The organism is Haemophilus parahaemolyticus (genome assembly GCF_018373095.1).
Taxonomy (GTDB): domain Bacteria; phylum Pseudomonadota; class Gammaproteobacteria; order Enterobacterales; family Pasteurellaceae; genus Haemophilus_A; species Haemophilus_A parahaemolyticus_A.
Genome location: NZ_JAHAHT010000040.1, coordinates 1 through 13835, shown reverse-complemented (window position 1 = coordinate 13835; position 13835 = coordinate 1). Strand labels below are relative to the sequence as shown.

Below are 13835 nucleotides of genomic sequence, written 5' to 3'. Positions count from 1 at the left end.
CTTTCTCGTTCAGCTGGTATGAGTCGTGCTCAATTCATCCAAAAAATGAATGCAAAAGCCCGTGAATTAGGGATGAAATCCACTCGTTTTTATGATAGCTCTGGTTTATCTAGTGCTAATGTATCAAGTGCAATGGATTTGGTAAAACTTGCCAAATATTCACTCAAAAATCAGGAAATTCAAAAATTATCAAATGAAAAAGAAACAGTTATTCAGGCTGGCAAACGACGAGTAATGATGCAAAATACGAATACGTTAGTACGCGAAGAGATCTTTGAGGCATCCTTGAATAAAACAGGATTCATAAATGAGTCAGGATATAATCTAGTGTTCGTTAATAAGCATCGCTGCAATAATAATGCGACCATTGGTGTAATTAGCTTAAATAATCAAAGTTCAGCTAAGAGGTCATTTTTTACTAAAACAAAACTAGAAAAATATGGTTGTGTCGGTGTGACTCACAATCACCAGACTAAGAAACGTAAGAATATTTAACAATTTTTTATGCTTACTCTTGAAAACAGCAAACTCAGCCCTATTTTATAAAGCGTTATGCCTCTCGGCGTAAATTATTTCATTTTAAACAGAGGAATTGAAACTATGGCTCTTCGTCCATTACATGATAAAGTAATTTTAAAACGTGAAGAAGTAGAAACAAAATCAGCAGGCGGTATCGTTTTAACTGGTTCTGCGGCAACTAAATCTACCCGTGGTAAAGTAATTGCTGTGGGAACAGGTCGTTTATTAGAAAACGGCAATGTTCAGCCTTTAGCGGTAAAAGTTGGCGATGTAGTGATCTTCAACGAAAGTTATGGCGTGAAATCAGAAAAAATTGACGGTGAAGAAGTGTTAATTCTTTCTGAAAACGATATTTTGGCGATTGTAGAATAATTAAAAAAAGGAATATAAAAAATGGCAGCAAAAGACGTTAAATTTGGTAACGATGCACGTGTAAAAATGTTAAAAGGCGTGAACGTATTAGCCGACGCAGTAAAAGTAACTTTAGGTCCTAAAGGTCGTAACGTTGTTTTAGATAAAGCCTATGGTGCACCAACGATCACTAAAGATGGTGTTTCAGTAGCACGTGAAATCGAATTAGAAGATAAATTCGAGAATATGGGCGCTCAAATGGTAAAAGAAGTCGCCTCTAAAGCAAACGATGCAGCAGGTGATGGTACAACAACTGCAACGGTGCTTGCTCAAGCGATTGTAAACGAAGGTTTAAAAGCAGTTGCAGCGGGTATGAACCCAATGGATTTAAAACGCGGCATCGACAAAGCTGTTGCAGCAGTGGTAACCGAATTAAAAGCGATTTCAAAACCTTGCGAAACCGCAAAAGAGATCGAACAAGTGGGTACAATTTCTGCAAACTCTGATGCAACCGTAGGTCAATTAATTGCTCAAGCAATGGAAAAAGTGGGCAAAGAAGGCGTAATTACCGTTGAAGATGGCACAGGTTTAGATGATGCATTAGATGTAGTGGAAGGTATGCAATTTGACCGTGGTTACTTATCGCCATACTTCATCAACAAGCCTGAAGCAGGTACCGTTGAATTAGATAGTCCATACATTTTATTAGTAGATAAAAAAATTACGAACATCCGCGAAATTTTACCTGTGTTAGAAGCGGTTGCGAAAGCAGGCAAACCATTGTTAATCATTGCTGAAGATATTGAAGGCGAAGCATTAGCGACTTTAGTAGTGAATACTATGCGTGGTATCGTGAAAGTAGCAGCGGTTAAAGCACCTGGTTTCGGCGATCGTCGTAAAGCAATGTTACAAGATATTGCAATCTTAACTGCGGGTACAGTGATTTCTGAAGAAATCGGTATGGAGCTTGAAAAAGCGACATTAGAAGAGCTTGGTCAAGCAAAGCGCGTAGTAATTACCAAAGATAATACCACAATCATTGATGGTGTGGGCGATGAAACTCAAATCAAAGCGCGTGTTGTTCAAATTCACCAACAAATTGAAGATTCAACTTCAGATTACGACAAAGAAAAATTACAAGAACGCGTAGCAAAATTAGCAGGCGGTGTTGCTGTAATTAAAGTCGGTGCTGCAACCGAAGTTGAAATGAAAGAGAAGAAAGACCGTGTGGATGATGCTCTTCACGCAACCCGTGCAGCGGTAGAAGAAGGTATTGTACCAGGGGGCGGTGTAGCATTAGTTCGAGCAGCAAGCAAAGTGGCTGAAGAATTAAAAGGCGATAACGAAGAACAAAATGTAGGTATCCGCTTAGCACTTCGTGCAATGGAGGCTCCACTTCGTCAAATTGTGACTAATGCAGGTGAAGAAGCGTCTGTTGTAGCTCGTAACGTGAAAGATGGTAAAGGTAACTTCGGTTATAATGCAGGCTCTGAGCAATATGGCGATATGTTAGAGATGGGTATCTTAGATCCAACAAAAGTAACTCGTTCCGCATTACAATTTGCTGCATCAATCGCAGGCTTAATGATTACTACTGAATGTATGGTTACAGACTTACCGAAAGATGAAAAAGATGACCTTGCTGCTGGAATGGGCGGTATGGGTGGAATGGGCGGAATGATGTAGCCTCATTTAATAATAAAGGGGCTGTACTAGATAACTAGGCTAAACTCCCCTTAATTAATTGTTTTAAAATGAAAATTTGAGATTTTATTTCACTGTTGTTAAAACGCCATTTACATTCCTTTAAATGTATCTCCAAATGTTCTTTGGGAATGCCATTAAACTTGCGTAAATGGCGTTTTACTTGATTCCAAAAATTCTCAATTCCGTTTATGTGGTTATGATTTTCGGCAAAATGCGTGCTCTGATTAATGCGAAAATGGCTAAGTTCACTGACATCAAGAACATCATAACTACGAAAGGTATCCGTATACAATGCTATCAGGCTTAACTTTCTCTCGGATAATTGGCAATAATGTCGCTGATTGTGCATTAGAGACAACGACGGTATAAACCTTGCTATTTCATTTGAGAAGCCAGAATACCTCAATTTTTCCCACGGCACAGCTACCACGTTTGCCTTTTCGAGTACCACCGAAATAGCTTTCATCGGCTTCAACCTTACCTTCCAAACATTTCCAAATGTGGGCTTGTTTGATAGATGAGTAAGCGTCATCGATGAAATTAATAAGCGGCTGTATTTTGGTTTACATTAACCAATTCACTGGCTGTGCTTGCTGTGGCACCGGCAACAAACAGTTCAATGAGTTTATTTTGTTTATGCTGACTTAAGCGACTTTTTCTCATTGGTTTATTCTAACCTAAATGGAATTTTTAGTCGTTATCTAGTACAGCCTCAAATCTATCTATAAAAACACCAATAAAGATCTTCTCATTCTAAAAAAAGAAAAATACAATCGCAAATTATTGAAAATAAGAAAATTTTTTGACATAGTAGACAAAATAGTTAATCGAAAGAGGATTAAAGTACTTATAGTACGAGACTTTAACCCTCTTTTTTTTGAAAAATGAATAAAGAACTGTATTTTCTGTTAAAGCCCAAATATCTGCAAGTTTAGCATTAGAAATAAAACTCAACGTTACAGATGTAATTAATGTTCTAACACTATAGCTAAAGAAGCAGGAAATACACATTGAAAGTACCTTACCAGTAATCTAACTACACAATGAGAATAGCAGATACCTGAAAGTGAGGTTAAAAGATAAGATTTTCTATTGTTAATTTTAGGAATTGGTGTAGAATTTATAACCTGTATTATATTTTTATATAATGCTATAACAACAATTCAGATATAGAAATCACTCCTTGTCTGCTTTCGGGCAGACTTTTTTGTTTCAAATCGCAGCTAAAATGATCTGTTCAGGGTCGATATGTAGAGCAATTTGTTGACCAATTTGAGTTGAAAAAGAAGTTTCCGTCGTTGCACAAAAGAGAATTTTCTTAATACTTACTGTCACTTCATTCTGCTTAACTGCCACAATTTTACCCATAAAATCGTTTACGCCTGTGGTTGGCGAATTGAGTTTGATCCATGGAGCTTTAATCAGTAGCATTACTTCTCGTCCCAGAGTTAGCTCAAGTCTCTTACTACTCTTTTCTGTAATAACTGCACAAATCATCTCATTCATCTCTTCAATATTAACCTCAACCCAAACTAGCGATCCTTTTTGTTTTAAGCCAGATACTTTACCGAAAAGTTGATTTCTCGCGCTAGTTTGCAACGAGGATTTGGCAGTTGCAACTAATGCATTATCAAGCGGAATATTCTCTTCGTGCAAGATTTCAAAGGCACGCTTTTGCGTGTGTTGTAACAGATCATAAAGCTGTAACAGACGTTCTGCATACTCTGTCAATTGTGTGCCTCCGCCCTGTTTCCCACCAGTGCTACGCTCCAGCAAAGGTTTAGGGCTTATTTTAGTCATCGCATCAATGTTATCCCACGCAGTTTTATAGCTTACACCAGCTAATTTTGCTGCTTGGTTAATGGAGCCAATTTGTTTAATTTGACGTAATAATTCAATACGACGAGGATCAGCAAATAACGTATCCTGCAGTTTAATGGTGAGTAGAATTTCAGTATCAAGCATTTTATATATTCTTTTATATAGAGGATCTTTGGGGTTTGTAAATGATTGCTAAAAATCAACCGCTTAAACAATTTCATTTGGTGTAAAGAAATAGGCAATTTCACGTTCCGCCGATTCAACCGAATCAGAACCGTGCACCGAATTTTCACGGCTGCTTAATGCGTACGTTTTGCGCAGTGTACCCTCTTTTTGAGCTTCTGGATTAGTTGCTCCCATTAAAGCACGATAATTTGCTACCGCATTTTCGCCTTCTAGCACGACCGCAACCACAGGTGCTGAAATCATAAAATCAACGAGCGGTGCAAAATATTCACGTCCTTGGTGCTCGGCATAAAAGCCTTCAGCTTGTTCACGGGTAAGTTGGATTTTTTTCAAGGCTTTAATGACTAAGCCAGCTTCTTCTAAATGCGATAAAATTTTGCCGATTAAGTGGCGTTTAGTGGCATCTGGTTTAATTAAGCATAAAGTTTGTTGGATCATTTTTTCTCCGCGTATTAGTGATTAAGGCTTCCTTAAGCACTAAATAAGTATATTGATTGAGTAAATATTTTAACAAAAATACAAGAATAAGAGAGTATTACCAACATAAAAAAATCTCCATTCAAAAATGGAGATTTTTATTGTCATTTTATACTGGTTTGTTTTGAAGATTAAACTTCAATACCTTCAAATAATGCGGTACTTAAATAACGTTCTGAGGCAGATGGTAAAATTGCCACGATAAGTTTATCAGCAAATTCAGGTTGTTGTGCTAAGCGGTTTGCTGCCGCAACGGCTGCACCAGATGAAATCCCCACTAAAATCCCTTCTTCAGCCATTAAGCGGCGAGCAGTTGCAATAGCTTCTTCGCTTGAAACTTGTTCAACACGGTCGACTAAACTTAAATCTAAGTTTTTAGGAATAAAGCCAGCTCCAATACCTTGAATTTTATGCGGACCCGGTTTCACTTCTTCGCCATTTAAAGTTTGTGTAATTACAGGGCTCTCTTTCGGTTCAACCGCTACAGAGATAATTTGTTTACCTTGATCTTGTTTGATGTAGCGAGAAATCCCTGTAATCGTACCGCCTGTGCCCACGCCTGCAACGATAACATCCACTTTGCCTTCAGTTGCATTCCAAATTTCAGGACCAGTTGTTTGTTGGTGAATTGCTGGGTTCGCGGGATTTTCGAACTGTTTTAACATCACATAGTGGCTTGGATTGCTTGCTACGATTTCTTCAGCTTTCGCAATTGCCCCTTTCATCCCTTTTGCCCCTTCAGTTAATACAAGGTTTACGCCTAAACCTCGTAATAAGCGTTTACGCTCAAGGCTCATTGTTTCAGGCATGGTTAAGGTAATTTTATAACCGCGAGCCGCTGCAACATAAGCAAGTGCAATTCCAGTGTTACCGCTAGTTGCATCTACAATCTCTTTATCTTTGGTTAAAATGCCATCTTTTTCTGCTTGCCATACCATATTGGCACCGATACGACATTTCACACTAAAACTTGGATTACGAGATTCTACTTTTACTACTAAATTGCCATTGTTACCAAAGTGTTTTAGTCGAACAAGTGGCGTGTTACCAATGGAGTATGAGTTGTCTGCATAAATCGTCATAGAAAATTCCTTATGTTGAATTAGGTTAAAGTTGGATTAAGCATACGCCATTTTTGGTAAAAGTGTAGTGGTTAAAAATCATTTAATATAACTAAAAAGTATATTAGTTAAAGTAAGACATATTCCAATTTCACGTTAGAAATCGTTTCTAATAATTGCTCTGACATAGTTTTATAGCTGAGATTGGTTGGTTTTTCTGCTAATACAACACGTTCAATGTCAGCTAAATCTAGGTTGTTAAGATAAGCATAATTCAGAGCAGTTTGCAGGGCTGGAAGACTAGGATTAAATGCCGCATTTTCCGCATAACGCCCTGTTATTATCTCCCCATTTCTAAATAAAATTGCAATGCCGTGCGGGCTATTTGAATAAGGGCAATGAGCCTGATTAGCTGCATGGATAGCCTCCTGAACTAGCTGATCAGGATGATTTTCATCAAGTTGATGATGCTCTTGATTAAGCAAGAGCGTGTGAATATCCAAATCTTTCGGACCAAAAGCATCAGGCAAATAACTATGCAGTGGATTATACTGGCTATGTGGCAAATGGATCGCAATGTTTTCAGCTTGATGCAATTCATTCATAAATTGGCGGCAGTGTCCACATGGCGTATAGTTTACTACCATATCACTAATTCGTTTTTCGCCTCTTAGCCAGGCGTGGCTAATCGCACTTTGCTCTGCGTGAATAGTTTGCTGAATGGCGGTATGGGCAAATTCTTGGTTCGCACCAAAATAAAAATCGCCATGCTCGCCAATCGCAATTGCACCCACTTTAAAATGTGAAATGTCAGTATGGCTATAACAAGCAGCAACAGGTAAAAGTTGCATCGCTAGGGCTAAGGGTTCTAGTTTCAATTGTTGGCATACTTGCTGAACTTGTTGATGAGAAAGGAACCCCGCCCAATTTTGACGATTTAAAATATAAATAAGTGCTTGATTAAGCGGTCTATTTTCCGATAAAGTTTGCGAAATGGCATCTTGCATAACTCTCTCCCAATGCAAAAAAGATTAAAAATCTAACCGCTTGTTATTAAAGCATAAATTTATTTTTATTACGAGGGGTTCACTTCTTTACGAACAATCAATCTTGAAATTTGTGAACCTGCTCACATTTATCAACTAACATTGATAGGCATAGACTTTAACAATTTATTAACGAATAGGTAATTCCTATATATTTTATTGAATGAAGTAATTTGTATCTATCAAGTGAAAGACATATACTTATCAACACAAAGAGCACAGGCTCTTTGATTTATTTTTTAATATTACATACATAAAGAGGGAACAAATTATGTCAAAAACATCAATCGGTTTAGATAAAGTTGCATCAGCAGAATTGGCTTCAAAATTAAATGATTTATTGGCAAGCTATCAAGTGTTCTATACTAACGTGCGTGGTTATCACTGGAATATCAAAGGTGTGAACTTCTTTGAATTACACGCAAAATTTGAAGAGATTTATACTGATTTAATTACCAAAGTAGATGAATTAGCAGAACGTATTTTAACTTTAGGCTACACACCAAATAATGCATATAGTCAATACTTAAAAGTTTCACGCATTCAAGAAGATATTGCTGTAAGCAGTGCTCAAGACTGTTTATCTGGCACATTAGCGGGTTTAAAAGTGTTACTTGAACAACAACGCGAAATTCTTGAACTTGCAGGTGAAGCAGGTGATGAAGGTACAAATTCTCAAATGAGTGACTACATCAAAGAACAAGAAAAATTAGTGTGGATGTTCCAAGCAGCTTGCCAAACTTGTCATGCTTAACATTGTCTTGAGAATTTAAAAGCGTAGTAGACAAAACAGTTGATAACATTTTTTTAAAAATATTATCAACTGTTTTTATTTAAAAATAATTTATAAACATAATCTTACGTTTTCTCGTTAATCCATTATAATTATTTAATTAATATTTTAGATGTTTAAATAATCCATCAAACCTATTTGTTGTCCTATCTATATTTATTTCAAAAGAATTCTTAAAAATAAATAATTTATATAATATATCAAACTTACATAAGTGCCTTTTACATTTTTATGTTTATAAGGAAAGTAACCTTTCTTTATTGGTTTACCTGAATGTTACTTACAAAGTATAAGAATATAATATCAGCGAAGAGGGTCGCTTTCTGTTCCTGTACTGCCGTGTTAGAATATTTACTTTTGTAGCCGAACATTTCTCATTATCTACAGGAACGCTATGCCTAAACAACGTCTTTTAACTGCCCAAGGAGATCGTATTGCGATAGTCAGTGGGCTTAGAACGCCATTTGCTCGTCGTGATACAGGCTTTAAAGATGCCTATGCTACTAGTTTGGGAACAATGGTAACTAATGAGCTTTTAAGCCGGTTAGCTATTGATCGTAATGAAATTGAACAGCTCGTTTTTGGGCAAGTTATTCAACAACCAGACATCCCAAATCCAGCGCGTGAAATTGCCCTTGCATTAAATATGCCACAACTGCAAACTTATAGTATTAGTAGCTCTTGTCTTTCTGGCTTGCAAGCGATAGTCAATGTGGCTGGAAGTATTCTGTCTGGTTCGATTTCTGCAGGCATTGCAGGTGGTGCAGATTCCATTTCCAATGCTCCAATCAGCTTAAGTCCTCGTGTAATTTATAAATTCAAATCCATTTTCAAAGCTGAAACACTCGATGAAAAATTTCGCCGTTTTCGTGATTTTTCTTGGGGTGATTTCAAACCGCACGGGGTGAATTTAAAAGATTTCACGACACAACTTTCCGTGGCTGAACTCTCTGAACAGATGGCGCAAGATTACAACATCAGCCGTGCTGAACAAGATGAATACGCTCGATTCTCAAATGAAAAAGCTTCAAATGCGTGGAAATTGGGCTTGTTTAAAGAGGAGGTTATGCAATCTGTGCCGCGTCCTTACACCGATTTTGTGGTGGCAGATACTTTAATCAACGCAGCTACTCGCCCACAATATTACCAACGCTTTTCACCGATTATGCACAAACCTTATGCGACTGTCACTGAGGCGAATATTCCTCAACCTGTAGACGGGGCAGCGGCGGTGTTGTTGATGAATGAGAGCCGAGCCAAAGCATTGGGGCTTGAGGTATTAGGCTATATTCGCAGTTATGCGATTACGGGCAATGATATTTGGCACAATATGTTTGCTGGAGCAACAATTTCTAGCTCAATTGCCCTTGAACGTGCTGGCTTAACGCTTGCCGATATGGATTTTATTGATATTCACGAAACCTCAGCAAGCCAAATGCTGATGAATATTCGTTTGTTTGAGTCGGACAATTTTGCAAAATCTCAGCTAAATCGCACCGCTTGTTTGGGCAAAATTGATTTCGATAAGCTCAACCATCTGGGTGGTTCAATTGCCTTTGGTAACCCACGAGCAGTTACCAGTCTTCGCACCGTGATTCAGTCGCTTTTTGCCTTAAAACGTAAAGGTGGCGACACATCGTTGGTGGCTTCAAGCGGCTTGGGCGGTTTAGGTGCGGCAATGGTGTTAGAAACGGAATAGAAAGTGAGGATGATATGACAGATCAAATTGAACAAACACAAAGCGAAATGAACGAGATAAACCGTCCTACTTTCCAAGTTGAAGTTGATGATAATCGCATTGCGGTGGTAAACATTTTAAGCCCAGAAAATGATGCAAACTGGTTGCCAGAAAATTGCGTAGAAGAACTGCGTAACGTGATTGGAAAAGCGATTTATCAACAAGTGCGAGGCATTTTATTTATTTCAGCACGCCCGAAAAACTTTATTCAAGGCTTTAAACTTTCGGTATTACAAGGCAAAACAGAAGCCCAGCTCAAACAATTTTCGCAAGAAATGCAATTAGTAATGCGTGAACTAAATGTGCTTAAAGTGCCAGTGATTGTGGCTATTGATGGTCATTGCTTCGGAGCAGGTTTGGAGCTCGCTTTAGCCTGTGATTATCGCATCGCCTCCGATGAAGTTTACACACAATTTGCAATGCCACAAATTCGCTCTGGTATTTTGCCATTTGCGGGTGGCACTCAGCGTTTACCTCGTTTAATTGGCTTAAATCAGGCAGCGGATATGCTCAGTTCGGGCAAAAAAGTCGATGTAGAACACGCACTCAAGCTCGGTTTAATAGATATGGCTGTGCCTGCGAACCGCTTGTTTCAAGTCGCTTATCAGCTTTTGCTAGAGAACCAAATTGCCAAAGCAGATTATAAGAAACCGAAAAACTTGCTACACAAATGGCGAAAGAAATTGGAAGGTACGCCATCGTTACGTAATAAATTACTCGATCGCTTGGAAAATCATCTCTGGCAACAAACATTTGGTAACTATCCTGCTGTGGTTGAATTAGTTGAGTTACTTAAAGAACCTCATTTCAAGCAAGGTTTAACTTTTGAACAAAATGCATTGGTTAAATTACTCAACACCGAAACCGCAAACGTATTGGTGAATTTAAAGAAAACTGAGCGGGCAATGAAAGACAAATACGCCATTCGTGGTAACGTCCGTGATGTGTTGCAGGTCAGTATTCTAGGATCTGGCTATATGGGAGCGGGCATTGCTTACTTAACCGCAAATAACGCACGCATTCCTGTACGAATTAAGGATATTCACCCTTCTGAAATCCAAAAAGCACTACGAACTTGCTACGACTTAATGCGACAAGCGGTACAAAAAAAACAGCTACGTGAAGGCGAAATGATCCAACGAATGAATTTGATCACAGGAGGCGAACGTTTAGTTGCCGCGAAATCGACTGATTTTATTATTGAAGCAGTGTATGAAGATCTCAAGCTTAAGCAACGAATGTTGCAAGAAAGCGAGAATTACTACGATGAACATGCTATTTTTGCGACAAATACCTCCACGTTTTCGATCAAAGAGATTGCATCAGTAGCAAAACGTCCAGAAAATGTGATCGGTTTTCACTATTTTAGTCCTGTAACCCAACAGCAGTTGGTGGAAATTATCCCCCACGAAGGCACGTGCGAACACACCATTGCCACCGCCATCCATTTTGCAATCCAGCAAGGTAAAGTGCCTTTGTTGGTTTCTGATACGCAAGGTTATTTTATCAACCGCTTGCTCACGCCATTATTACTTGAAGCGATGCAATGTGTGATTGATGGTGAAGCGATTGAATTTATCGACCGCTCGTTACAAGAGTTCGGCTTCAAAATTGGACCGCTTGCAATGATGGATGAAATGGGCTTAGACGTGCTAAACAAAGCCATACCTGCCTTAGTAAAAGCCTATGGCGAACGTTTCGAAATGCCAGCTAAAACAGAGTTACTCATTCGCAATGAACGCAAAGGCTGCAAAAACAAACGTGGCTTCTATATGTATGACAAGCACGGTACACGCTTGCAGGAGGATAAAAGTATCTATCACGTGATGGAAACCATCACACAAAATGACTTGGAAGCAGAAGAGATCGCCCGCCGTTGTATTTTACGAATGATCAACGAAGCCGCTTGGTGTTTGCACGAAAAAGTGATTCAATCGCCTGAAGAAGGAAATGTCGCTTCCGTGCTCGGCACTGGCTTCCCACAATTCAGAGGTGGTATTTATGCCTATATGGAAAAAGTGGGGGCAAAAGAGATTGTGAAACAGCTTAAAGTTCACCAGAAAATTTATGGGGATCGATTTGAGCCTTGTCCGTTTTTGTTAGATCAGACGGAAAAAGAGGCATAATAGACAAAATATATTTGATTAAAATGCAAATGGCTAAGTGCTATAAAGATAGCACCTAGCCATTTATAATTAACTAGTATAGTTTTCTAAAGAAATTAAATTTCCACTATTTTATTCGTGTTTCTCTGGAAAAATAAGTGATGCAATCACACCAATAAATAACACTCCTAAAACAATAAATAAGCTGGTATTTGGCGAAATATGGAACCCCGTATCGAATACCGCGTGGTTCCAAGATTGAATACCCATTTTAATACCGATAAAGAATAATAACGCAATGACTGCTTTTTCTAAATGCACTAGATATTTAGTCAGTGCTGCTAAAATAAAATAGAGACTACGCAAACCAAGAATAGCAAAAATCATTGCTGCATAAACTAAGAGCGGTTCTTGTGTTACGGCAATCACGGCTGGCACTGAATCAAACGCAAAAGCAACATCGGAGGTTTCAATTGCGATTAAACATAAAAATGCAGGTGTTGCGTAACGCAAGCCTTTGCGAGTTACATTTGCCAGCTCTTCCGCTTTTAATTCTGCCTGTTTAACGAAGAAGTTATAGCCGTGTAGTTTTGGTAAAACAGGCATTATTTTTCCAACCCAACGTACGCTCCAGTGATTAGTATAATCTTCAATTTCTTCTTCTGTCTCTTCTTTTGCAGTAAGCATTTTCCAGCCGCTCCACAACACAAATAAGGCGAAAACAAAGCCAACCCAAGGGCTTGCTGCAAATAAACCTGTGCCGAGCACTACAAAAATCGCACGGAATACTAATGCCCCTAAAATGCCCCAGTATAAAATTCTATGTTGCAATTTGCCTGTAATACCAAACGAGGCAAAAATAGCGACAAAAACCATTAAGTTATCAATTGATAAACTTTTTTCTAAAACATAGCCTGCTAAATATAAATCCGCCCAAGATGTGTCAAAACGAATATATAAATAAACATAAAATGCAACGGCTAATGAAATCCAAAATAACGACCACATTGCCGCATTTTTCACCGTGATTTCTTTGCTATTTTTATGGGCAACTAAATCCATATAAATGGAAAAAAGAATTACCGCAAAAAAGACAATAATTGTTTCTAAAGGAAAACCAAAGTGTGCCATATAACCTACAAAAAATTAAAATTAAACTAAATGCTCGATATTGTTAAATTCAACTAATTCCACCTTGCCATTTTCAACTTTGGCAATATTGATGGCGGTATTCATCACAAATTTGTGTTTCTCTTCATCACGACATTCCGACCAATGCAAGCCTTTTAACACTGCAGTTAAAACAGTTAAAGTCATTCCATGTGCGACAATCAATACATTTTCGTTATCTTTGTGCAATTCGGCAATTTGGTTGAATACCTTAAATACACGCTGATAAAGCTGTTCATAGGTCTCACCGCCGCTTTCCAATGCTTTATATTCAGCGGGTGTTTTTTTCATTACCCAATATTCATCATTCTCATATAAATCGACCGATTTCATCCCTTCCCAACTGCCAAAGTCAAATTCATTCAAGCCCCAATGATGAAAGTGCGGAACATTTTGCGTTTCATTTTCCGCCAGAATATAGTTTGCCGTGTCTTGAGCGCGTTTTTGCATACTAGAATATGCTGCAGAAAATTGAACCGCTTTTAACGCTTGCCCTGCTTTTTTCGCCCCCTCAATGCCCTCTTCAACCAAAGGCGAATCGCCGGAGCCTTGCAAGCGTCCTTCAATATTCCACACGGTTTTGCCATGTCGAATTAAATAAATATTTAGTGCCATCCCCATTTCCTTTAAAATAGCCCAAAAAAAGAGTCGGGATTATAACATGAATTTGCTTTTTACTCTCTGCCTGCAACATCGGGATTTTGTGATTATTAACAAACCTGCGGGCATTAGCGTACATAAAGATCAACAAGCGGTTGGATTTACCGAATTAGTTGCAAAACAGCTTGGTATGGAGCAAGTTTGGCTTGTACATCGATTAGATAAAATTACCTCGGGCTTGCTCATTCTAGCTTTAAATAA

General features: G+C 38.4%; 13 protein-coding genes and 1 pseudogene. 7 read left to right on the top strand and 7 right to left on the bottom strand.

Annotated elements, in window-relative coordinates; translation table 11 throughout:
- From KH943_RS05565 to groL, 3 genes are all read left to right on the top strand, one after another.
- Positions 1 to 495, top strand: a 495-nt coding sequence (locus KH943_RS05565) for a D-alanyl-D-alanine carboxypeptidase family protein (RefSeq protein ID WP_368493493.1), incomplete at its 5' end; no start/stop codon positions are given.
- A 105-nt stretch (positions 496 to 600) separates the two neighbouring features.
- Positions 601 to 891, top strand: coding sequence for a co-chaperone GroES (locus KH943_RS05560; RefSeq protein ID WP_304108704.1), 291 nt, complete (start codon positions 601 to 603; stop codon positions 889 to 891).
- A gap of 21 nt (positions 892 to 912) precedes the next feature.
- Complete coding sequence (gene groL, locus KH943_RS05555) at positions 913 to 2556, top strand: chaperonin GroEL (RefSeq protein ID WP_304108701.1); 1644 nt, start codon at positions 913 to 915, stop codon at positions 2554 to 2556.
- Between the two features lie 34 nt (positions 2557 to 2590).
- On the opposite strand, the pseudogene KH943_RS05550 reads toward groL, so the two are convergent.
- From KH943_RS05550 to cdd, 5 genes and pseudogenes are all read right to left on the bottom strand, one after another.
- A pseudogene (locus tag KH943_RS05550) lies at positions 2591 to 3240 on the bottom strand (IS1595 family transposase).
- A 549-nt stretch (positions 3241 to 3789) separates the two neighbouring features.
- Positions 3790 to 4542 (bottom strand): TOBE domain-containing protein, encoded by a 753-nt coding sequence (locus tag KH943_RS05545; protein WP_304108698.1) that lies wholly within the window; start codon positions 4540 to 4542, stop codon positions 3790 to 3792.
- 63 nt (positions 4543 to 4605) lie between these two features.
- A complete protein-coding gene (gene ndk / locus KH943_RS05540; protein WP_304108695.1) occupies positions 4606 to 5022 on the bottom strand; it encodes a nucleoside-diphosphate kinase in 417 nt (138 codons plus the stop codon).
- Positions 5023 to 5192: 170 nt separating this feature from the next.
- The gene (gene cysK, locus KH943_RS05535) at positions 5193 to 6143 is read right to left on the bottom strand and encodes a cysteine synthase A (RefSeq protein ID WP_304108692.1); all 951 of its coding nucleotides are present in this window, start codon (positions 6141 to 6143) and stop codon (positions 5193 to 5195) included.
- Between the two features lie 107 nt (positions 6144 to 6250).
- Entirely contained in the window at positions 6251 to 7129 is an 879-nt protein-coding gene (gene cdd / locus KH943_RS05530) for a cytidine deaminase (protein WP_304108689.1), read from the bottom strand.
- A gap of 310 nt (positions 7130 to 7439) precedes the next feature.
- Here cdd and KH943_RS05525 point away from each other — a divergent pair, with 310 nt between their 5' ends.
- The 3 genes from KH943_RS05525 to KH943_RS05515 all read left to right on the top strand — a co-directional run bounded on the left by KH943_RS05525 (position 7440) and on the right by KH943_RS05515 (position 11825).
- Complete coding sequence (locus KH943_RS05525) at positions 7440 to 7922, top strand: Dps family protein (RefSeq protein WP_304108687.1); 483 nt, start codon at positions 7440 to 7442, stop codon at positions 7920 to 7922.
- A 433-nt stretch (positions 7923 to 8355) separates the two neighbouring features.
- The gene (locus KH943_RS05520; protein WP_304108684.1) at positions 8356 to 9660 is read left to right on the top strand and encodes an acetyl-CoA C-acyltransferase; all 1305 of its coding nucleotides are present in this window, start codon (positions 8356 to 8358) and stop codon (positions 9658 to 9660) included.
- 14 nt (positions 9661 to 9674) lie between these two features.
- Positions 9675 to 11825 carry a 3-hydroxyacyl-CoA dehydrogenase NAD-binding domain-containing protein gene (locus KH943_RS05515; RefSeq protein WP_438359824.1) on the top strand — a complete coding sequence of 717 codons (2151 nt, stop codon included), beginning with the start codon at positions 9675 to 9677 and terminating at the stop codon, positions 11823 to 11825.
- Positions 11826 to 11936: 111 nt separating this feature from the next.
- Here KH943_RS05515 and KH943_RS05510 read toward each other — a convergent pair whose 3' ends face one another.
- Complete coding sequence (locus tag KH943_RS05510) at positions 11937 to 12935, bottom strand: TerC/Alx family metal homeostasis membrane protein (protein ID WP_304108682.1); 999 nt, start codon at positions 12933 to 12935, stop codon at positions 11937 to 11939.
- A 21-nt stretch (positions 12936 to 12956) separates the two neighbouring features.
- Positions 12957 to 13589, bottom strand: coding sequence for a histidine phosphatase family protein (locus tag KH943_RS05505; RefSeq protein WP_304108680.1), 633 nt, complete (start codon positions 13587 to 13589; stop codon positions 12957 to 12959).
- Between the two features lie 46 nt (positions 13590 to 13635).
- On the opposite strand from KH943_RS05505, the gene KH943_RS05500 reads away from it, so the two are divergent.
- Positions 13636 to 13835 (top strand): pseudouridine synthase (locus tag KH943_RS05500; protein ID WP_304108679.1); only part of this gene is annotated, 200 nt, incomplete at its 3' end.